This window comes from Pseudoalteromonas sp. ASV78 (genome assembly GCF_047806705.1).
Lineage (GTDB): Bacteria > Pseudomonadota > Gammaproteobacteria > Enterobacterales > Alteromonadaceae > Pseudoalteromonas > Pseudoalteromonas prydzensis_A.
Genome location: NZ_JBLOPA010000001.1, coordinates 3,059,823 through 3,081,195, shown reverse-complemented (window position 1 = coordinate 3,081,195; position 21,373 = coordinate 3,059,823). Strand labels below are relative to the sequence as shown.

The 21,373-nt window shown below is 41.7% G+C and carries 18 protein-coding genes; 17 read left to right on the top strand and 1 reads right to left on the bottom strand.

Annotation, left to right across the window (positions count from 1 at the left end; translation table 11 throughout):
• Positions 1 to 163: 163 nt before the first annotated feature.
• Entirely contained in the window at positions 164 to 1,129 is a 966-nt protein-coding gene (locus tag ACMVDV_RS13880; RefSeq protein ID WP_416158526.1) for an integrase domain-containing protein, read from the bottom strand.
• A 1,048-nt stretch (positions 1,130 to 2,177) separates the two neighbouring features.
• On the opposite strand from ACMVDV_RS13880, the gene ACMVDV_RS13875 reads away from it, so the two are divergent.
• From ACMVDV_RS13875 to glmU, 17 genes are all read left to right on the top strand, one after another.
• A complete protein-coding gene (locus ACMVDV_RS13875; RefSeq protein WP_416158525.1) occupies positions 2,178 to 5,489 on the top strand; it encodes a DEAD/DEAH box helicase in 3,312 nt (1,103 codons plus the stop codon).
• Positions 5,490 to 6,082: 593 nt separating this feature from the next.
• On the top strand, positions 6,083 to 6,844 hold the full coding sequence (locus ACMVDV_RS13870) for an isocitrate lyase/PEP mutase family protein (RefSeq protein ID WP_416158524.1): 762 nt from the start codon (positions 6,083 to 6,085) through the stop codon (positions 6,842 to 6,844).
• A gap of 637 nt (positions 6,845 to 7,481) precedes the next feature.
• Positions 7,482 to 7,931, top strand: a complete 450-nt coding sequence (locus tag ACMVDV_RS13865; protein WP_304184966.1) for a flavodoxin domain-containing protein — start codon at positions 7,482 to 7,484, stop codon at positions 7,929 to 7,931.
• Positions 7,932 to 8,360: 429 nt separating this feature from the next.
• The gene (gene mnmG / locus ACMVDV_RS13860; RefSeq protein ID WP_416158523.1) at positions 8,361 to 10,250 is read left to right on the top strand and encodes a tRNA uridine-5-carboxymethylaminomethyl(34) synthesis enzyme MnmG; all 1,890 of its coding nucleotides are present in this window, start codon (positions 8,361 to 8,363) and stop codon (positions 10,248 to 10,250) included.
• 15 nt (positions 10,251 to 10,265) lie between these two features.
• Positions 10,266 to 10,886, top strand: coding sequence for a 16S rRNA (guanine(527)-N(7))-methyltransferase RsmG (gene rsmG, locus ACMVDV_RS13855; protein WP_416158522.1), 621 nt, complete (start codon positions 10,266 to 10,268; stop codon positions 10,884 to 10,886).
• A gap of 14 nt (positions 10,887 to 10,900) precedes the next feature.
• Positions 10,901 to 11,686 carry a ParA family protein gene (locus ACMVDV_RS13850; RefSeq protein ID WP_064668243.1) on the top strand — a complete coding sequence of 262 codons (786 nt, stop codon included), beginning with the start codon at positions 10,901 to 10,903 and terminating at the stop codon, positions 11,684 to 11,686.
• Positions 11,687 to 11,703: 17 nt separating this feature from the next.
• On the top strand, positions 11,704 to 12,621 hold the full coding sequence (locus ACMVDV_RS13845; protein ID WP_416158521.1) for a ParB/RepB/Spo0J family partition protein: 918 nt from the start codon (positions 11,704 to 11,706) through the stop codon (positions 12,619 to 12,621).
• 142 nt (positions 12,622 to 12,763) lie between these two features.
• Positions 12,764 to 13,144 carry an ATP synthase subunit I gene (locus tag ACMVDV_RS13840; protein WP_416158520.1) on the top strand — a complete coding sequence of 127 codons (381 nt, stop codon included), beginning with the start codon at positions 12,764 to 12,766 and terminating at the stop codon, positions 13,142 to 13,144.
• Positions 13,145 to 13,159: 15 nt separating this feature from the next.
• Positions 13,160 to 14,014 carry a F0F1 ATP synthase subunit A gene (gene atpB / locus ACMVDV_RS13835; RefSeq protein WP_416158519.1) on the top strand — a complete coding sequence of 285 codons (855 nt, stop codon included), beginning with the start codon at positions 13,160 to 13,162 and terminating at the stop codon, positions 14,012 to 14,014.
• A 60-nt stretch (positions 14,015 to 14,074) separates the two neighbouring features.
• Complete coding sequence (gene atpE, locus ACMVDV_RS13830; RefSeq protein ID WP_004588071.1) at positions 14,075 to 14,308, top strand: F0F1 ATP synthase subunit C; 234 nt, start codon at positions 14,075 to 14,077, stop codon at positions 14,306 to 14,308.
• Between the two features lie 41 nt (positions 14,309 to 14,349).
• On the top strand, positions 14,350 to 14,820 hold the full coding sequence (gene atpF, locus ACMVDV_RS13825; protein ID WP_416158518.1) for a F0F1 ATP synthase subunit B: 471 nt from the start codon (positions 14,350 to 14,352) through the stop codon (positions 14,818 to 14,820).
• A 16-nt stretch (positions 14,821 to 14,836) separates the two neighbouring features.
• Positions 14,837 to 15,370 carry a F0F1 ATP synthase subunit delta gene (atpH, locus tag ACMVDV_RS13820; RefSeq protein ID WP_416158517.1) on the top strand — a complete coding sequence of 178 codons (534 nt, stop codon included), beginning with the start codon at positions 14,837 to 14,839 and terminating at the stop codon, positions 15,368 to 15,370.
• A gap of 14 nt (positions 15,371 to 15,384) precedes the next feature.
• On the top strand, positions 15,385 to 16,926 hold the full coding sequence (gene atpA / locus ACMVDV_RS13815; protein ID WP_416158516.1) for a F0F1 ATP synthase subunit alpha: 1,542 nt from the start codon (positions 15,385 to 15,387) through the stop codon (positions 16,924 to 16,926).
• Positions 16,927 to 16,985: 59 nt separating this feature from the next.
• Entirely contained in the window at positions 16,986 to 17,846 is an 861-nt protein-coding gene (gene atpG, locus ACMVDV_RS13810; protein ID WP_416158515.1) for a F0F1 ATP synthase subunit gamma, read from the top strand.
• A gap of 33 nt (positions 17,847 to 17,879) precedes the next feature.
• Positions 17,880 to 19,265, top strand: a complete 1,386-nt coding sequence (gene atpD / locus ACMVDV_RS13805; RefSeq protein WP_416158514.1) for a F0F1 ATP synthase subunit beta — start codon at positions 17,880 to 17,882, stop codon at positions 19,263 to 19,265.
• Positions 19,266 to 19,278: 13 nt separating this feature from the next.
• A complete protein-coding gene (locus ACMVDV_RS13800; RefSeq protein ID WP_283709751.1) occupies positions 19,279 to 19,701 on the top strand; it encodes a F0F1 ATP synthase subunit epsilon in 423 nt (140 codons plus the stop codon).
• A gap of 271 nt (positions 19,702 to 19,972) precedes the next feature.
• Positions 19,973 to 21,331 (top strand): bifunctional UDP-N-acetylglucosamine diphosphorylase/glucosamine-1-phosphate N-acetyltransferase GlmU, encoded by a 1,359-nt coding sequence (gene glmU, locus ACMVDV_RS13795; RefSeq protein ID WP_416158513.1) that lies wholly within the window; start codon positions 19,973 to 19,975, stop codon positions 21,329 to 21,331.
• Positions 21,332 to 21,373: the final 42 nt, after the last annotated feature.

Genomic DNA, 21,373 nt, shown 5'->3' with positions numbered 1-21,373 from the left:
TGAATGTGTGCTCTTCCTACCTGGGATGGGGATTTAACACCTTTTTCGTTGGCTTCAATGTCTGCCAAGGCAGAAATCAGCCGTTTTACCATAGCCCTCCTGGCTGTTTTTCCACCGTGACGTACATATACATGCGACCGCTCTTTAACCCATCTTTCCATTTTTACCCCAAATAACTATTTGTTATATCAATACGACCATGGCCCAATTCCAAAGCCACTTCTGATCTGATTTCTTTATCCAGCATTTTGGCATGAGCTACTGATACTCCAAATTCCTTGGCTAAGTATTCATAATGTTCACGACCATGTTTAACACCTGCTTTTACTGGGCAATCAGCACCCAGCAAAGCTCTATAGCGTGTTTGAGCGTAATGATGCCGTTCGCCATGGAAATTAACTGGCTGACGGCCAATCTCTCGGTAGGCTTCTTGCCGGAACTCGCGATAACTCTGTTCGGCAGGGATCATGCTGCGGCCATCTTGTATGGCGGCGGCTCGCTGGAGCACCGAGAATTGAGCATCATTGGTGATCGGAACGATGCGCGCCCGGCCGCCCTTGGTGCCATCCTTTATGCTCACGGAACCGGTTTTCTCAGCCTCTCTTAGTGCCTTAGCTGCATCCAATTTGGCCGACTCCTCAAACCGCAGACCAAAATTACGCTGCAGTTCCAGTAAAGCCCCAAGGCGCTCAGAGACAGCCCCCATTGCGACATTATGGGACTCTTCCGAAACACTCCGCTCGCCAATGGCGATGCCGGAACGCTTTGGAAGCCCCCCCTCGGCGACGGGCTCTACACGCACCTGACGGTCGCCTCTCGCAATTTCTATCACCCGATTCACTGCGCTCAGGTAGTTCTGCGCTGTGGATGGCGCGATTTCTCCCCGCTCGTAGCGATCATTAAGGTGAGCCGCGTAGGCGACCAAGTGAATTTTCTCGACGTCGCGCATATCCTTAATACCCTGCTCGGACTTAATCCAGGTGCAGAACACGTTCCATCGGTCGTGGATAGTGGCTATTGATTGGAAACTCTCCATTCCTTCCTTCAGCGCATTCAGGCCTGCCTTGCCCATATCTCGGCTTTGAAGGCCGAAATTACGCGCATCTGGATTAGTCCGCTCTGAACGCATATTTACCCCTAATAACTCTGTTAATCAAAATTGTTGCTTTGTTGGCCCGTCCGTATCCGGTGGTAAGTGAAACGCAGTTTTTTAATTAGCTCTGCATGCTAAGGCCAACGCTGGGATCTTGCCCAGGCACAGGACAGTTAAACCGATGTCCACGGTCATTAATTACAAACTGTACGGCTATGGAGCGAACAACTCATTCCATTGGCTGGTCTGTTCCGGCGGAACAAACTGCCAGCAGATCCGGCTGGTACTGTCGTGTCATTCTTTGGAAAGGAAAGCGCGAAGCGCGCCAACCGCCGAAGGCGGTATTATTCGCGCACATTCGTGCGCGGTGCGAAAGCCTAGAGCCCTTGAGGCTCAAGGCTTCCGTCGGGAGTTCTACCCCCGTCTCTGTTTACGCCTACGGCGACAGAGACGGGGGTAGAACATCGAGTAAGTTGGGTATTCCAACACTCGTCCTGATGTTGAGGGTGGTCCTCTTTGGTTTGGCCGCTCAGAATCGAGTACCAGGGACACGGCATTGCATTCAGCAAAATCGCGGTATAGAAGCCAGCTAACTTGTACAATACACAAGCGCAGGCAGCAGCATAACGCTGCAAGCATAATGATGATAAACATCGAGTTTTCCTCCAGGAAGATTGATATAGACGGAGGAATGCCCATAGGGGACAGTCCCCCTGAGGGTTACGAAATGAGGCAATCGCCTTATTTTTGTGGAATGCTGTTTGAAGGCCAGCTACCGAAAACACTTTATATATTAATCAAACATATAGAGTAGTCAAGTATATCGTAAAGTTGCTTTTTGATAGTTTTTCAGTACTTTTGAATGGGTACTATTTTCGGATTTAACCCAAAGGTTGCCTTTTGGTGGGTTTTGAGTTGCAGCAACTCCCTCCTCTCTCACTTTTGAATCAAAAAGCAACCGTAACATTGCTTTTTGATCTTTCCTCCTAAACATTACACAATAAAGTCCTTTATAATGGACACTCGGTTCAAAAATAGTAACCATTATTTGCGTAAATTTGATGGATGTAATTAAAGGATTTATATGAATGAACAATCACAGCAACTCTCGCGAATACTGAGAAGCTGGCACATAGTAGAGTTTTTCCAGCCCTATACGATTGAAGATAACGATAAGATTGTTCGTATTACAAAAGATGAACTCTATCGCTGTGAAAACACCCTGCTACCATGGCTCGCCCCCCAAGCAAAAGAGCAACTTAATATTCCTCACGGAAAACTACGCTACACAATATATCTAGGCGTTTTTGATAAGTCAGAAGTAACCCAAATAAGTGAACAAGTATTCGGTCACGAAACAGACCCCATAAGGTTACATGAACAAGAACAACGACTCGATGATGAAGGTGCCACCTGTTTTGCAAAGCTTCATTTAGATCAGTATGGTTCACCAAATTTCGAAAACATGTCGGTAAGCACCTTACCTTGGGCCTTAGGGCACTTGCGAAATGGAACTACTGATAAATTAACGTACGAAGCCTATTCAAAACACTGCGATTTATTAAAAGAGCAATTGGAGAGAATTTCAAAACAACTGGCTAACCACCCTCTTCAAGAGCAAACCTCTACTCTATGTGCAAAAGCCATAGCCGAATTACTTAGCTCGCTCAAAGATTGGGCAAATTTCGAACCAGAGTCCGACTTTTGCTTCTATTTGGAATGGACTCAGCTCACAACAAACTCTAAAGCCATTAAAAATAACTCCTCCGAGCTTGTAAGCATATATGATATAGACAAAGACATATCTTCCGAAGTTGACAAGGACGAAGAAAGTACTGATGACGACAGCGTCCTGCCAATACTGAATAGCTTTTATATCGAAGATATAGAGAAAGCTCTCATCGCCGTGGCAGAAGGACGAGGAGGAAAAGCCTTAGAGGACTACTTAACGACAAATCAATACAAGCACTCAGATCTCTATACGCAAGAGGGACTAAAACTAATTATTGAACACCTTCACCCGACTTTACTTCCTTTAGCACGATGGCCCTCATCACCTCAATACAATATGTCGCTGATGCAACAATTTTCGATCAATACCGCGATAAAAGAGCTGAGCCATGGAGGTCTCTTATCTGTAAATGGTCCACCAGGAACAGGTAAGACAACTTTATTGAGGGATTTAGTTGCTCACAACTTAGTTGAGAGAGCTAATATATTATCAAGCTTTTCCAACGTTGCAGAAACCATAGACAAAGACGGCTTTCCCGTTGAAGCGCTAGGCGGGTTTGAAATGGTCGTAGCTTCTTCGAATAATGCTGCCGTTGAGAATATTTCTCGAGAATTACCCCAGTTGAAATCATTAGGAGATGAATTTAAAGACTTCAACTACCTAAAGCCCGTAGCGAATCAATTAGCGGCAAAAAGAAAGTTTAAAAAGAAGTTTGGGAAAAAAGAGCATAATTGCTACTCCCCTCTAAAAGCTGAAGAGCAATGCTGGGGGATGGTTGCCGCAACCTTGGGTAAAATGAAAAATAGGGATGATTTCGGTCAACGCTTATTCTTTGACGAGCATTTCCCTCGGAATAGCCGAGAAGAAGCCTGTCGAACACCAGAATATGACTTCCTCAATTTTTGGCAATGGAAGTCACTTACTTCACACCAGTCATTTTCAAATTCCTCAAAAAAATTTAAACAAGCCTTGAATAAGGTGAAAACAGTTCAAGATGAACTCGTCAAACTAGCTGATTTAATCACGTTTCGTGCACAAAACTCTGAGCAGGACTTTGTCGCAGATCACCACCATAAGCTAATCCAGATTACAGAGCAGTACAAATCAAGCGCTACCGAATTGAAGGAAATGGAACAGGAGCGTCAATTAACCAAAGAAAGTTTGGAAGTTGAATTGATTCAGTCTAAGCAGCTCAATTTAAAAAAATGGGGGCTCATCGCACGTATATTTCAGCGAAAGCGATATCTTAGCCATAAGAAGCTAGTCGAGGAAAACCTATCTTCTCAACTTGCTCTCAAAAAGAAAAGTACTTCCTTGACTTGTACTATCTTTCAGAAAAGTAGACAACTGACAGAAATTAAGCAGCAACAAGAAACAGCAATTCACAACTTAGAAAGAGCAAAGCACCAATATCAGATTAAAATAATCGAGCTGAATAAGCTTTTAAACGCATATCCAAGCATATCTATTCCTGATCTTAATACACCGATTAATTCTCATGAATTACAACGTAATGCATTTTGGCAGAATCCCCATATAAACCAAGCAAGATCAGAACTGTTTGCCGAGGCAATGAATCTTCACCAGTCTTGGTTAAACGAAGCAATATCAAATGATGCGTTTAGAGGCATTTTATTTAACATGAGCAAGTTCCTCAAACGACCAGTAGAGTTCACTAATCCGATGAAATATTGGCGGACGCTCTTTATGATGGTTCCTGTCGTATCAACCACTTTTGCTTCTTTAGGAAGAATGTTCAGCGGTGTTTCCACTTCTGAGTTAGGGTGGTTGATGATCGATGAAGCTGGACAAGCGCTCCCTCAAGCAGCCGTTGGAGGGCTGTTAAGAGCAAAACGAGTACTCGCTGTTGGAGATCCCTTACAGATAGAACCAGTATTTACGACACCTCCTCGTCTAGTCAAATACATTTGCGATACACTTCTTGGTTCAGATGGAGATGACTGGAATCCCAATATTTGCTCGGTACAACAAATTGCCGACCAGGCAAACTCCTACGGATGCTCACTAGAAATCATGAATAAGCCGACCTGGGTAGGTATTCCCCTATGGGTTCATCGTCGCTGTATCGAGCCCATGTTTAGTTTAGCGAATAAGATTGCTTACGATAACCGTATGATCCATGGAGATGATTCAGACAAAATTAAGAGCCGTATTTTATCCGAAAATTTAGAGAACCATTGGCGAATTTCTGGCGGGCTATGTACCGTCAAACAACATAAGGCAGAACTGGAAAAAGACACTATTGAGCTAATAGCAAAGTTACTAGACGAAGGCCATGAACTTTCCTCCATCTACGTTATTTCCCCCTTTAAGATCGTTAAAACTGAGCTAAGCCAAGCTATTAGCTTATTACTGGAACGTCAATCTAAAAAAGTAACTGATCTCAATAACTGGAGAAAAAAGAATATAGGTACAATCCACACCTTTCAAGGAAAAGAAAACGATATTGTAATATTGGTGTTAGGATGCGATCCATCTAACAAAGGAGGAGCAACTTGGGCGTCAAGTAAACCTAACTTACTCAATGTTGCAGTGACCCGAGCCAAAAGAACATTTTCGTCGTCGGGGATCTACAGGTTTGGCAATCATTGCCTTATTTCCGTGATTTGGCGAGTACACTCCAAAAGACTAACTTGGACATGAGCTGATACACAATTTGAATCAATTGCGGGCGTTTGCTTGAACCCGCATTTTATCAATGTACACAGCCAGAAGCTAAAATAAGCTGAAAGCAAGAAAGGAGTGGTTCAATGAAAGAACCTCAAGGAATTGGCTGTTCAATTCAAAAGGTGATCATGTGAGAATATTGCATGACGTAGTAGTTAGAGCCAGGTATAACAAAGCTGTGGCATGTTCTTTCAAAACAAAACCTTGCAAAGCTACGATGAATTCAAAAATAAATTTTCCCCACTTGCACCCCAATAGAAACATAAAAATTTGTATTGTTTCATAATTTCACATTCTGTATCGGGAAATAATTAAAAAACTAAGAGTGCTTATATAAGCACTCTTAATCCCTTTCAAAAACCAGCATGTTCTTAGCTCTATTCAATAAAAAATATATATACACCGTTATTTAATAGCCAGCCTTGACCAACCGCTCTAAATTATCCACAGCTATCACTGTCTTTTTGGTTTTTACAACGAGCTTAAAATTTACGTTCAGTGCCGAATTTGGCCAGCGTAGTCACCGTAATTTTTTTATCGTCATAATGAAATTCACTTTAGAGATCATTATGAATAAATACCAAACCTTTCATCAATTACATACGCAAGATCAACCGTTTATACTCCCAAATGCGTGGGATCCACTTAGTGCTCGATTATTAGCACAAGCAGGCTTTTGTGCTATCGCAACAACCAGCTGGGGAATGGCGCAAGCACGGGGGCAAGAAGATGGCGAACAATGCTCATTTGAGGAGTTTCTAAACCAGCTAGAACCAATCATAAATGCCGTTAATATTGCTATTTCGATCGACATTGAATCTGGCTACAGTAATGACGTAAACGCCATTTGTCAGCATGTTTTAGCTTTGGCTGAATTAGGTATTGTCGGTATTAATATTGAAGATTCAGATAAAGTAACAGGAAGATTACGACCTCAAGAACAGCAAGTAGCGATCCTAACAGCCATTAAAAACACATTAAACAGGCATGGTTTTTCGCAATTATTTATTAATGCGCGAACAGATTGCTTCCTGCAAACAGCTCAAATTGGCCCGACAATAACCAGAGCTTTGGCTTACCAAACAGCTGGCGTTGATGGTATTTTCATTCCTGGATTAACGGATCTAGCTGCGATCCAGCAAATAACAACTTCACTTAATGTGCCACTTAATATAATGGCTGACGACTCTGTAAGCAATTCTCGCATGTTATTTGCGCAAGGTGTACAGCGATTTTCGCTTGGTAATGCCCTGTTTGATGCTACAAAAAGCTTTATTTTAACGGCTGGCTGTACCTTTAAATGCACAAAAAATTGCGATCATTTATTCTAACAATGGTTTTTCAAAGCTAATTAAACAAAATTAAAATCGAAATTAGTGGCATAAATAACAGCATATTTGAAAATTGATCTATGCGAGCCCAAATTGTTATCCACAATTTGGGCTTTTTTGCTCATTATTCACAAAACGATCGATAAAAAACACGTTATTTGTAGATCAAACTAGCTAATCAGTACAATAAACCCGCTAAATCGTCGTTTATTGCTGTTTATTTTCCAATCTGCACCCTTTTTAAAATAATTTTTAACTTTCTGAAAATTAATTTACAGCAAAAAAGATCGTTATCAACAGGCGATCTATCCACATTCTGATCAGCCGTTTTAAAACTCTTAATAAAACGAAACTTCACCGCTCATAAAACATAAAATCAATAACTTAGTATAACAAAAATAAGATCTTATACTTTTACTACCCAGCTTTCCCACTTTTTATCAACAGCTTGATCAGAAGATTACATATTGGAATACTTTATTTTATTTTTATACATCAATGACTTACATCATTAAAATAAAAAACATCAAAAATTGTACCTTAAATACTTATACAAACTTCCATTCAAGGCTTTACTGCAGAGTAAACTCAGTTATCATAAGCCCATAAGTAAGCAGTGGTGTGATCAAATAGAATTATGAACTCCGTTAATATCATTATAGGTAGCCAAATGGGATCTGCTGAGTATGTGGGTGAGCAACTTGCAGAGCAGCTAGTTACTCAAGGGATCACTGCCGAAGTTCATGATCAACCTAACTTTTCACAGATTGACCAAGAAAATACTATCTGGTTATTGTGTACTTCTACTTATGGTGCTGGCGATTACCCTGAAAACCTTTTATCCTTCATTGAAGATCTTAATCAAGTTAATGATTTAAAAGGATTAAAGTTTAGTGTTATTGGTTTGGGTGACACCAGTTATGATACCTATAATCTAGCTGGCCGTAATCTAGAACAACTATTAGTAAGTAAAGGCGCGCACTGTATAGCAGATCGCTTAGAGTTGAATATTCTTGATGAAGAATTGCCTGAAGAAACCGCATTAGCCTGGTTACCAAGCTGGATCGAGCAAATAAAGCGCATTTAATTAAGATCACAAATTAGATCCAAATTAAAAGTTACCCACAATTTACTGAGTATTTAGTTCGAATTGTGGATAACCTATGATCTAACTGCGTTTTAAAGGTATCTTATCCATTGGATAAGATCTGATCCAACACCCCCTGTGTATAAAGAGCCTTTTTGATCAGAGCTTATAATCAGTTAGATCCGATCATATTAACACCTTTAGATCCGATCTAACTTTATGTTTTAATAAGTGAATTAAACCTTATCAACAGAAATGCTGCTCAGTAGTAGTAACAGTAATAAAAGATCTCTTTAAAAGATCCTTTATATTATTAGAGATCATTTACTTAGATCTTGCCGATAGTTTAATCATTTATCTTCTGACAATTTATAGGTAGAATACGCTCCCCCTTGGAAGTTTGCTGGTTGATTTAAGTAGGATCCCGAAATGATTTTTCACGAAAATTTTGATGTTATTGTTGTTGGTGGTGGACATGCAGGTACAGAAGCTGCGTTAGCTGCTGCACGTATGGGTATGAATACGCTACTGCTGACTCATAATATGGATACCCTTGGTCAAATGTCATGTAATCCAGCAATTGGTGGGATTGGCAAAGGTCATTTAGTCAAAGAAATTGATGCGCTTGGTGGTGCAATGGCTCAAGCGATCGATAAAGGTGGTATCCAGTTCCGTACTTTAAATTCTTCAAAAGGCCCAGCTGTACGAGCAACTCGTGCGCAAGCTGATCGCGCATTATATAAAGCGGCTATTCAAGATATTTTACAACATCAAGAAAACTTAAAGATCTTTCAACAATCGTGTGATGATCTGATTGTAGAAAATAATAAAGTAACCGGTGTTGTAACCCAAATGGGACTGCGTTTTAGCGCACCTTCTGTGGTATTAACCGTAGGCACTTTCCTTGGTGGACAGATCCATATTGGTTTAGAAAATTTTAAAGGCGGTCGTGCTGGTGATCCACCTTCAATTGCTTTAGCAAATCGTTTACGTGAATTACCATTTCGCGTTGATCGCTTAAAAACGGGCACCCCACCACGTATTGATGCACGCACTGTTGATTTTAGTAAAATGCAAGAACAGCCAGGTGATGCACCAACACCGGTATTTTCATTTATGGGTAAACAAGCCGATCATCCACAACAAATTGCTTGTTACATCACTTATACCAATGAAAAAACCCATGAAGTGATCCGTAACAATTTACACCGCTCTCCTATGTACTCTGGTGTAATTGAAGGTATTGGCCCGCGTTATTGCCCTTCAATTGAAGATAAAATTGTTCGCTTTGCCGATAAAGACAAGCATCAAATTTTTGTTGAGCCTGAAGGTTTAACTTCTTATGAACTCTACCCTAATGGTATATCAACGAGCTTACCGTTTGATGTGCAATTAGAGATAGTGCAATCGATCACTGGTTTTGAAAATGCACATATTTGTCGTCCAGGCTACGCTATCGAGTATGATTTCTTTGATCCACGCGATCTTAAAAAGTCGTTAGAAACCAAGTTTATCGATGGCTTATTCTTTGCAGGCCAAATAAATGGTACTACTGGCTATGAAGAAGCCGGTGCGCAAGGTCTTATTGCTGGTATGAATGCGGCGTTGCAAGTACAAGGTAAAGAAGCTTGGACACCACGTCGTGATGAAGCTTATGTAGGTGTGTTAATTGATGATCTTACAACGCTAGGTACTAAAGAACCATACCGTATGTTCACTAGCCGTGCTGAATATCGCTTATTATTACGTGAAGACAATGCTGATATCCGTTTAACAGCCAAAGGCCGTGAATTAGGTTTAGTAAATGATGAGCGTTGGCAGGCATTTAATGACAAAATGGACATTATAGCCAAAGAATCACAACGTATTAAAGACGTTTGGATCCATAAAGATCATGCTGTTATTGAGCAAGTGAATAGCTTACTTAAAACACCATTAACGCGTGAAGCTAGTTTAGAAGAATTATTACGTCGTCCTGAGATCCGTTATAACGATCTAATGGCGATCGATGGCTTAGGATCAGAATTTGATCACGCTGCTGCATTAGAGCAGGTTGAGATCCATACTAAGTACGCCGGTTACATTGCTCGTCAACAAGATGAGATCAATAAACAGCTTCGTCATGAGTTGACTATTCTACCGAAAGACTATGATTATTCGATTGTTTCAGGTTTATCAAATGAAGTAGTCGCAAAACTAACTGAGGCGCGTCCTGATACGATAGGCCAAGCATCGCGTATTTCAGGTATCACGCCTGCGGCGATTTCGCTATTATTAGTGTATCTGAAGAAGCAAGGCTTGCTGCGCAAAATTGCGTAGTCATTAAGGAATACTGTGTTACAGCAACAATTAACCACTTTGTTAGCGCAAACTGATATTGCGCTAACCGAAAAACAACAGCAACAACTCGTTCAATATGTTGAATTACTTAATAAATGGAACAAAGCTTATAATTTAACCTCAGTGCGTTTACCTGAGGATATGATGATTAAGCATATTATGGATAGCCTAGTGGTTGCCCCTCACCTACCCGGTCATCATTATATTGATGTTGGAACAGGTCCAGGGCTGCCTGGTATTGTGTTAGCTATTGCATTACCAGACACACAATTTGTTTTACTAGATAGCTTAGGCAAGCGAGTGCGTTTTTTAATGCAAGTAAAACATGAGCTAGGCCTTAAAAATGTAACCCCAGTGCAGTCTAGAGTTGAAGATTATCAACCAAGTGTTAAATTAGATGGTGTATTAAGTCGCGCATTTGCATCTTTACAAGATATGGTTGACTGGTGTTCGCACTTGATTGATCATTCAGGTAAATTTATTGCTTTAAAAGGCGTGTTTCCAAGCGAGGAGCTAGAATCATTACCTGCGGGTATTAAATTCGAGCAAAAAATCTCCTTGGAAGTGCCTAAGTTAGATGCTCAAAGGCATTTAATTATTTTATCTAAAGACTAGGGATCAGAGACACTGTGGCAAAAGTCATCGCATTAGCAAATCAAAAAGGTGGTGTGGGTAAAACTACCACCGCTGTAAATCTCGCTGCGTCTATGGCTGCAACCAAACGCAAAGTGCTGTTAATTGATCTTGATCCGCAAGGTAATGCGACTATGGGCAGTGGCGTAGATAAGTATGGTGACGTGCCAACTATTTACGACTTACTCATTGAAGATAAACCTATAGATGACGTTATCATCAAAGAAACGTCAGGCGAATACCATATGATTGCTGCCAACGGTGATGTAACCGCAGCAGAAGTCAAACTCATGGAATTATATGCCCGTGAAGTGCGGTTACGTAACGCGCTTGAAAAAATTCAGGACCAGTACGAATTTATTTTTATCGACTGCCCTCCTTCACTGAATATGTTAACAGTGAACGCCATGGCAGCCGCCGACTCTATTTTAGTGCCTATGCAATGCGAGTATTATGCTCTAGAAGGCTTGACCGCATTAATGGACACCATTACCCAATTAGCCAAGTTAGTTAATCCAAAACTACAGATTGAAGGGATTTTACGTACTATGTACGATCCGCGTAATCGTTTGGCCAATGATGTATCTGAGCAGCTTAAACAGCATTTTGGCGATAAAGTATACCGCACCGTGATCCCACGTAATGTACGTTTAGCAGAAGCGCCCAGTTTTGGTGCACCAGCTATGTATTATGACCGGGCATCAAGTGGTGCTAAAGCGTATTTAGCACTTGCCGGTGAAATGTTACGCAGAAAAGAAAAAATATCCCCAATCGTCGCCTAACTTGAGGTAAAAAGAACATGTCTGCTAAAAAACGTGGCTTAGGCCGAGGGCTCGATGCTTTATTAAGTTCGTCAAAACCAGCACCGAGTATCGACAAAGAACAACTCAATACGAGTGAGCAGGATGTTGTTGTTCAGCCAACCAGTAGTGAGTTGCAAAAGCTACCCATTGAATTCTTACATTCAGGTAAATATCAGCCACGTAAAGACATGTCAGAAGAAGCGCTTGAAGAACTGGCCAGTTCAATTCGCTCGCAAGGCATTATTCAACCTATCGTAGTGCGTCCGGTTGCACAGGACAGCTATGAAATTATCGCCGGTGAACGCCGCTGGCGCGCCGCACAACTAGCTAAGCTTGATGTAGTGCCATGCATTATTAAAGACGTGCCTGATGAAGCGGCTGTGGCTATCGCACTGATTGAGAATATTCAGCGCGAAGATTTAAATGCCATGGAAGAAGCGGTTGCCTTACACCGTTTGCTAACTGAGTTTGAATTAACTCATCAACAAGTGGCAGATGCGGTTGGTAAATCTCGCACTACCGTCACCAACTTATTACGACTAAATAATCTTAATGATGATGTTAAAATATTGTTGGAACATGGTGACATTGAAATGGGCCATGCGCGCTGTTTATTAGCCCTTGAAGGTGAAGCACAATCTGATGCCGCTCGACTCGCTGTTGCTAAAGCCCTCACAGTGCGTGAAACGGAAAAACTTGTTCGTGCAATTTTAGAGCCTGCACCTAAGAAAGAGACTCTTGAAAAAGATCCAGATGTCATACAGTTAGAGCAAAAATTGGCTGAAAATCTCGGTGCAAAAGTAGAAATTAACTACAATAAAAAAGGCAAAGGGAATTTGGTTATTTCGTACACTAGCTTAGCTGAGTTGGACGGAATTTTAAGCCGTATAAACACTGAGAATTCCGAGCATTAATAAATATCATGTCCAAAAAGAGACATTAGTCGCAAATTTGCACCACAATACACCGACTCAAGTTGCAAAACTGGCAGGAATCAGTATAATTTCGCCAGTTTTCATGCCCTGACAAATAGAATGCCAATAAGGTTAACTAAACGTGACAAATAAGTTAGCAGCACCTTATCGATTGGCTGCATTAAAATTAATCTATTTGCAAGGCTGTGTAGCTCTAGTTGCTGCCATAATCGTATTTTTAGGTTGGGGAGTCAGTGCCGGTCTCTCAGCATTAGCTGGAGGCGCTGTAGCCGTACTTCCTCACTGTGTATTTGCCATCTATGCATTCAGATATATGGGTGCAAGCAGAGCAGATCAAGCGTATGCCTCGTTAAAACGCGGTAACGGACTAAAATTTATGCTGACAATCATCTTGTTTGCGCTAGTACTAAAGCATTTTCCGGTAGTTTTATTACCTTTCTTTAGTTGTTATGTACTGGCGTTATTTACTGGATTGTTTGCACCCGTTTTTTTTAAACATTAACTTTTGGGATATAACATGGCTGAAGAAGTGACTATATCAAGCCATATCCAGCACCACTTAACCAATGCTAAGATGTGCTCGACCGATACCGGTCTAGCCTTCAATAAAGCATGTGCGGACAGTGGTTTCTGGACATGGCATATAGATACCCTCGCATGGTCTATCGGACTAGGTCTAATATTTTTATGGATCTTCCGTAGTGCCGCTAAAAAATCAACAATTGGTGTACCAGGAAAATTTCAATGTTTTATTGAAATGATCGTTGAATTCGTTGGTGACAACGTACGCGATACCTTTCATGGTAAGAGCAAGCTTATTGCACCATTAGCATTAACAATATTCGTTTGGATATTCTTAATGAACTTAATGGATTTAATACCAGTTGACTTCTTACCTGCATTTGCCGGCTTTGTTGGCGAAAACGCATTTGGTATGGACCCTCATGACGTGTACATGAAAATTGTACCAACAACTGACATCAACTTAACTGCTGCTTTAGCGTTAGGCGTGTTTATTCTGATGATCGGTTACTCAATTAAAATCAAGGGCATTACCGGTTTTATTGCCGAGCTTACACTTCATCCGTTTAGCTCAAACAATAAGCTTGCAATGATTTTCTTAATCCCTTGTAACTTATTACTAGAACTTATTGCACTAGTGTCTAAGCCTTTCTCGTTAGCACTACGTTTGTTCGGTAACTTGTATGCTGGTGAGTTGATATTCATCTTGATCGGCGCAGTAGGTTTAATGCAACTACCGTTGCACTTTGTTTGGGCCGTATTCCACATCTTAGTAATCGTATTGCAAGCATTCGTGTTTATGATGCTTACAGTTGTATACCTAAGCATGGCAAGCTCAGATAATCACTAATTTTTATATTTACAATTTAACTTTTAACTTTAATTTACAATTGAAACTTTGGAGAAAAAAATGGAACTAGTATTAGGTCTTAAGTACATCGCAGTTGCTTTACTTATCGGTTTTGGTGCTATCGGTACTGCAATCGGCTTCGGTAACATGGGTGGTAAATTCCTTGAAGCATGTGCGCGTCAACCTGAGCTTGCACCTTCACTACAAGTTAAGATGTTCATCCTTGCTGGTCTAATCGATGCTGTTGCTATGATCGGTGTTGGTATCGCGATGGTAATCTTGTTCGTACTTTAATTTTATTTTTTGAACAGCTTACTATTTAAGGAGGAGCGGTCGTGAACTTAAACGCCACTCTTATCGGTGAACTAATTGCATTTACGGTGTTCGTACTTTTTTGTATGAAATTCGTATGGCCACCACTAAACGGTGCAATTGAAGCTCGCCAGAAGAAAATCGAAGATGGTTTAGCTGCCTCTGATAGAGCCGAAAAAGACTTAGAACTTGCGCAAAAGAAAGCTGCTGAACAGCTTAAAGATGCAAAAGCTCAAGCGGCTGATATCATTGAACAAGCTAAAAAGCGTGCCGTGCTAATTGTTGACGAAGAAACAGTTCGTGGTCAGCAAGAGCGTGAAAAAATTATTGCTCAAGGGCATTCTGAAATCGAATCAGAACGCAACCGTGTAACAGAAGAGCTACGTAAAAAAGTAGCTACTCTTGCAGTGGTTGGTGCTGAACGTATTTTAGAGCGCGAAATCAATCAAGCCGCACATAGTGACATCGTTGAAAAACTTGTCGCTGAGCTGTAATTAGGAGGGTATGAGCATGTCTGAATTGACTACTATCGCTCGCCCATACGCTAAAGCGGCTTTTGAACTTGCCGTTGAAAAAGGCACCATTGAAAGCTGGAACGATATGTTGTTTTTTGCAGGCCAAGTAGCCAGCAATGAACAAGCATCAAGCGTTTTAGCGGGAATGCCTACTGCTACTGCACAAGCTGAGTTATTTAACAAAATTTGTGCTGAGCAGCTCAACGAACAAGGTCAGAACCTAGTTAAGGTGATGGCTGAAAATGGACGTTTGATTGCGCTACCAGCGGTTGCAGAGTTATTTGCTAAGTTTAAAGCAGAATACGATAAAGAAATCGAAGTAGAAGTGATTTCGGCAACTCCTCTAGCTGCAGCGCAGCTAGAGTCATTGGTAGCGGCACTTGAAAAACGTTTCGCACGCAAAGTTAAGCTGAATTGTAGTGAAGACGCAACAGTGGTTGGCGGACTTATTATTAAGTCTGGCGACACTGTTATCGACGGCTCTATACGCGGTAAATTAAACCGCCTAGCCACAACACTACAATCGTAATTGGGAAAAAGAGCATGCAACTTAATTCCACTGAAATTTCAGATCTGATCAAACAACGTATTGAGCAGTTCGAAGTTGTAAGTGAAGCTCGTAACGAAGGTACTATCGTATCTGTTACTGACGGTATCATCCGCATTCACGGTCTAGCTGACTGTATGCAAGGTGAGATGATTGAGCTTCCTGGCAACCGTTTTGCTATCGCACTAAACCTTGAGCGTGACTCAATTGGTGCAGTAGTAATGGGTCCTTACGCTGACCTTACAGAAGGCGTAAAAGTTTATACCACTGGTCGTATCCTAGAGGTTCCTGTTGGTCGTGGTCTACTTGGTCGTGTTGTAAACACATTAGGTGCACCTATCGATGGTAAAGGCGCTTTAGATAACGACGGTTTTGAACCGGTAGAAAAAATTGCACCAGGTGTAATCGAGCGTAAATCAGTAGATGAGCCAGTGCAAACTGGTTATAAATCTATCGACGCTATGATCCCAGTGGGTCGTGGTCAACGTGAGCTTGTCATTGGTGACCGCCAAACAGGTAAAACTGCACTAGCAATCGATGCAATCATCAATCAAAAAGACACAGGCGTTAAGTGTGTGTATGTAGCGATTGGTCAAAAAGCATCTACTATTGCTAACGTAGTACGTAAATTAGAAGAGCACGGTGCATTAGCAAATACTATCGTAGTTGTTGCATCTGCTTCTGAGTCTGCGGCACTTCAGTACTTAGCACCGTTCGCGGGCTGTACTATGGGTGAATACTTCCGTGACCGTGGTGAAAACGCTTTAATCGTATATGATGATTTATCTAAGCAAGCTGTTGCTTATCGTCAAATCTCATTGCTACTTAAGCGTCCACCAGGTCGTGAAGCATACCCAGGTGACGTATTCTATCTTCACTCTCGTCTGCTTGAGCGTGCATCGCGTGTAAACGCTGAGTACGTTGAAAAGTTCACCAATGGTGAAGTGAAAGGTAAAACTGGTTCATTGACGGCATTGCCAATCATTGAAACTCAAGGCGGCGACGTTTCTGCGTTCGTACCGACTAACGTTATCTCTATCACCGATGGTCAGATCTTCCTAGAAACTGACTTATTCAACTCAGGTATCCGTCCGGCAGTAAATGCTGGTATCTCGGTATCGCGTGTTGGTGGTGCTGCACAAACTAAAATCGTTAAGAAACTAGGTGGCGGTATCCGTCTAGCCCTAGCTCAGTACCGTGAATTAGCTGCGTTCTCGCAGTTCGCGTCTGACCTTGATGATGCAACACGTGCTCAACTTGAGCATGGTGAGCGTGTAACAGAGCTAATGAAGCAGAAACAGTACGCGCCAATGTCTGTTGCTGAAATGTCTTTGTCGTTATTTGCAGCTGAGAAAGGCTATCTGAAAGATATCGAAATCCCTAAAATCATGGATTTTGAAGCAGCTTTACTTTCTTATGCAAACAGCACATACGCAGAGCTTGTGGCTCAAATCAATGAAACTGGTAACTACAACGCCGAGATCGAAGCGCAACTTAAAGAACTTCTAGAGAAGTTTAAGTCTACGCAAACTTGGTAATTTAGTTATTAATGGTGCGCTTTATATCCTAAAGCACACCTTGATTCGGAGAGAGAGTCATGGCCAGCGGAAAAGAGATTAAAAGCAAGATCGGGAGTATTAAAAATACTCAAAAGATCACTAGCGCAATGGAAATGGTTGCCGCGTCGAAAATGAAAAAGGCGCAAGATCGAGTGGCTGCAAGCCGTCCATACGCTGAAAAATTACGCAAAGTGATTGGTCGTGTTGCTCAAGCAAATCTTGATTTTACTCACCCGTTCTTAGCAGAACGTGAAGTAAAACGAGTTGGTTATATTGTTATCTCTACTGACCGTGGTCTGTGTGGCGGTTTAAACTCTAACGAGTTTAAAAAAGTTGCACTAGATGTTAAAGCGTGGAAAGAACAAGGTGTAAACGCAGAGTTTGCAACCTTAGGCAGTAAAGCTGCTGGTTTCTTCCAACGTTTTGGTGGTCAACTACTCGCTAAAAAAGCGGGCTTAGGAGATAAACCTTCAGTACAAGACATTATTGGTCCTGTAAAAATAATGCTAGATGCATTCTCTGAAGGCAAAATTGACCGTTTATTCTTGGTATATAACAACTTCGTTAATACCATGAAGCAAGAGCCAATGATAGATCAGTTACTGCCTTTGCCAAAAGCTGAAAAAGAAGTATCTGCTTACACATGGGATTACTTATATGAGCCAAACCCAGAGGCTATTTTAGAGTCTTTGTTAGTACGTTTCATTGAGTCTCAAGTATACCAAGGTGTAGTTGAAAACGCTGCCTCTGAACAGGCCGCCCGTATGGTTGCAATGAAAGCTGCAACTGATAACGCTGGTGACCTTATGGATGAGTTACAGCTTGTTTATAACAAGGCCCGTCAAGCGGCAATCACACAAGAAATTAGTGAGATTGTTTCTGGCTCAGCCGCAGTTTAATGCTTCTGGCAAAGATTAACGAGAGGAATAGACATGAGTTTAGGTAAGGTCGTCCAAATTATCGGTGCCGTTGTGGATATTGAATTTTCACAAGACAACGTGCCAGCCGTATATGACGCGCTAAAAGTAACAGATGGCGATTTAGTTGGTTTGACTCTAGAAGTTCAACAACAGCTAGGTGGCGGTGTGGTACGTACTATCGCACTAGGTACTACAGACGGTTTGCGTCGTGGTGCTTTAGTTTCAAACACAGGTGAAGCGATTCAAGTTCCTGTTGGTAAAGCAACACTTGGTCGTATCATGAACGTACTTGGTGAGCCAATCGATGAAGCAGGCCCAATCGGCGAAGAAGACCGTATGTCTATTCACCGTGCAGCGCCTACTTACGAAGAGCAATCAAGTTCAGTAGAACTTTTAGAAACTGGTATCAAGGTAATCGACCTTGTATGTCCATTTGCTAAAGGTGGTAAAGTTGGTTTATTCGGTGGTGCCGGTGTTGGTAAAACCGTAAACATGATGGAACTTATCCGTAACATCGCAATCGAGCACAGCGGCTACTCAGTATTCGCAGGTGTTGGTGAGCGTACTCGTGAGGGTAACGATTTCTACCATGAAATGAACGATTCAAACGTACTTGATAAAGTATCGCTTGTATACGGTCAGATGAACGAGCCTCCAGGTAACCGTTTACGCGTAGCATTAACCGGTCTTACTATGGCTGAAAAGTTCCGTGATGAAGGTCGCGACGTACTTTTCTTCGTAGATAACATCTACCGTTACACGCTTGCTGGTACAGAAGTATCTGCACTACTTGGTCGTATGCCATCAGCGGTAGGTTACCAACCTACACTAGCTGAAGAAATGGGTGTGCTACAAGAGCGTATCGCTTCAACTAAGACGGGTTCAATTACGTCAATCCAAGCGGTATACGTACCTGCGGATGATTTAACCGATCCATCGCCAGCAACTACCTTTGCTCACTTAGATGCAACAGTAGTACTTTCACGTGATATCGCATCACTTGGTATCTACCCAGCGGTAGACCCACTTGATTCATCTTCACGTCAACTTGATCCATTAGTAATTGGTCAAGAGCACTACGATACAGCACGTGGCGTTCAAACAGTTCTTCAGCGTTATAAAGAACTTAAAGACATCATCGCAATCCTAGGTATGGACGAGCTTTCTGACGAAGATAAGCAACTTGTATCTCGTGCACGTAAAATCCAACGTTTCCTATCTCAGCCATTCTTCGTGGCAGAGGTTTTCACAGGATCACCGGGTAAATACGTGTCACTTAAAGACACAATTGCTGGCTTCAAAGGCATCTTAAACGGTGAATTTGATGATATGCCAGAGCAAGCGTTCTACATGGTTGGCTCTATCGAAGAAGCTCAAGAAAAAGCCAAAAGCATGTAATTAGGAGGGTAGTATGGCAGCTATGACTGTACATCTTGACGTAGTAAGTGCTGAGCAGAGTTTATTTTCTGGTTTAGTTGAATCTATTCAAGTAAGTGGTAGTGAAGGTGAGCTAGGTGTTAATGCTGGTCACGCTCCACTACTAACTGCCCTTAAACCTGGTATGGTACGTTTAGTTAAGCAATTTGGTGAAGAAGAATTCATCTATATTGCTGGCGGTACACTAGAAGTTCAACCGAACATAGTGACCGTACTTGCTGATACAGCAGTTCGTGGTGAAGACCTAGACGAACAAGCTGCAGAGCAGGCTAAACGTGACGCTGAAGCCCAAATGGCTAAAGGCGGTTCTGCTGAGTTTGATTATAATCAAGCCGCAGTGCAACTTGCAGAAGCAATTGCACAACTGCGCGTTATTCAGCAATTACGTAAAAAGTAAGCCTATCTGGTTTTTAAAAAGCCCACTTTATGTGGGCTTTTTTGTGGCTGAGTATAAATAAAACATACATATAACTTTGTTGTACTTATATCCTTCATCGATCCCCGCTACAATATGAGGCAAATAAAGCAAGTTGTGATTTCAGCTTAGATTCAGTGGCTACTGTTAGATTGCCATTGTGTAGGTGCACATGATGTGACTTACATAATCTTGTTGAATTTACACGCGCTTACTCATTTCAATAAAACAAAGAAAGAAGGATATTGTTTTAATGTCTCTGACTACAGTGATTCTTGCTGCGGGTAAAGGTACTCGTATGCGTTCAGCTCTACCTAAGGTATTGCATAAAGTTGCCGGTAAACCTATGGTGCAACACGTTATCGATAACGCCAAAGCACTCGGTGCTACATCGACTAACTTAGTTTATGGTCATGGCGGCGAATTATTACAACAACAACTTGCTGATAATAACGTGAACTGGGTACTTCAAGCTGAGCAACTAGGCACCGGCCATGCAGTGGCACAAGCTAATCCACATATCAATGATGAAGACACTGTTTTGGTTTTATACGGTGACGTACCACTGACTAAACAATCAACCCTTGAGCGTTTATTAGCAGCGACACCTAAAAATGGCTTAGCCGTGCTTACTGTTAATTTAGCAAACCCAAATGGTTACGGGCGCATGCTACGTGTTGATGGTAAGTTAGTGGGGATTGTTGAGCAAAAAGATGCCAATGCTGAGCAGTTACTTATTAACGAAGTAAACACCGGCATTATGGCGGTAAATGGTAAGCTTTTAAAAACATGGTTAGGTAATTTGTCTAACAATAATGCCCAAGGCGAATACTACCTAACAGATATAGTCGCTATGGCGCACAGTGAAGGTGTAGAAATTACATCAGCACAACCAGATCACCCAATGGAAGTTGAAGGTGCAAATAACCGCGTACAACTTGCCGCTCTTGAGCGTGCTTATCAAGCATGGCAAGCAGAACAGTTAATGCTTAATGGTGCAACGCTTGCCGACCCTGCCCGCATTGATGTTCGTGGTGACGTTAAAACAGGTGAAGATGTGCTAATCGATATCAACGTTATTTTTGAAGGTAAAGTTACTCTCGGTAATAACGTTGAAATTGGCCCTAACTGCGTACTTAAAAATTGTACTATTGGCGATAACGTGATTATTAAAGCCAATACCTTAATTGAGGATGCTAGCGTAGCCGATAAATGTACTTTGGGTCCTTATGCTCGCTTGCGCCCAGGTGCGATTATGGAAGAAGACTCGCACATTGGTAACTTTGTTGAGATGAAAAAAACCCGTTTAGGCAAAGGCTCTAAAGCAAACCATCTTTCGTATTTAGGCGATGCGGAAATTGGCGAAAAAGTTAATATTGGTGCGGGTACTATTACCTGTAACTACGATGGCGTGAATAAGTCTAAAACCATCATTGGTGATAATGCGTTTATTGGCTCTAACTCATCACTGGTTGCCCCTGTTAATATCGGCGCAACAGCCACCATAGGTGCCGGTTCTGTGATCACCAGCACCGTTGAAGATGAACAACTTGCCATCGCACGTTCCAAACAGCGCAACTTAACTGGTTGGAAGCGCCCAGTTAAAAAGTAAGCTGAGCAATGTTCAGATTAGCTAGAAAAAGCGAGTTTATAC

Bases quoted from the DNA above. Each gene is read 5' to 3' on its own strand.
- ACMVDV_RS13880 (WP_416158526.1), bottom strand. From the start codon at position 1,129: ATGCGTTCAGAGCGGACTAATCCAGATGCGCGTAATTTCGGCCTTCAA.
- ACMVDV_RS13875 (WP_416158525.1), top strand. From the start codon at position 2,178: ATGAATGAACAATCACAGCAACTCTCGCGAATACTGAGAAGCTGGCAC.
- ACMVDV_RS13870 (WP_416158524.1), top strand. From the start codon at position 6,083: ATGAATAAATACCAAACCTTTCATCAATTACATACGCAAGATCAACCG.
- ACMVDV_RS13865 (WP_304184966.1), top strand. From the start codon at position 7,482: ATGAACTCCGTTAATATCATTATAGGTAGCCAAATGGGATCTGCTGAG.
- mnmG (WP_416158523.1), top strand. From the start codon at position 8,361: ATGATTTTTCACGAAAATTTTGATGTTATTGTTGTTGGTGGTGGACAT.
- ACMVDV_RS13845 (WP_416158521.1), top strand. From the start codon at position 11,704: ATGTCTGCTAAAAAACGTGGCTTAGGCCGAGGGCTCGATGCTTTATTA.
- atpB (WP_416158519.1), top strand. From the start codon at position 13,160: ATGGCTGAAGAAGTGACTATATCAAGCCATATCCAGCACCACTTAACC.
- atpE (WP_004588071.1), top strand. From the start codon at position 14,075: ATGGAACTAGTATTAGGTCTTAAGTACATCGCAGTTGCTTTACTTATC.
- atpH (WP_416158517.1), top strand. From the start codon at position 14,837: ATGTCTGAATTGACTACTATCGCTCGCCCATACGCTAAAGCGGCTTTT.
- atpA (WP_416158516.1), top strand. From the start codon at position 15,385: ATGCAACTTAATTCCACTGAAATTTCAGATCTGATCAAACAACGTATT.
- atpG (WP_416158515.1), top strand. From the start codon at position 16,986: ATGGCCAGCGGAAAAGAGATTAAAAGCAAGATCGGGAGTATTAAAAAT.
- atpD (WP_416158514.1), top strand. From the start codon at position 17,880: ATGAGTTTAGGTAAGGTCGTCCAAATTATCGGTGCCGTTGTGGATATT.
- ACMVDV_RS13800 (WP_283709751.1), top strand. From the start codon at position 19,279: ATGGCAGCTATGACTGTACATCTTGACGTAGTAAGTGCTGAGCAGAGT.
- glmU (WP_416158513.1), top strand. From the start codon at position 19,973: ATGTCTCTGACTACAGTGATTCTTGCTGCGGGTAAAGGTACTCGTATG.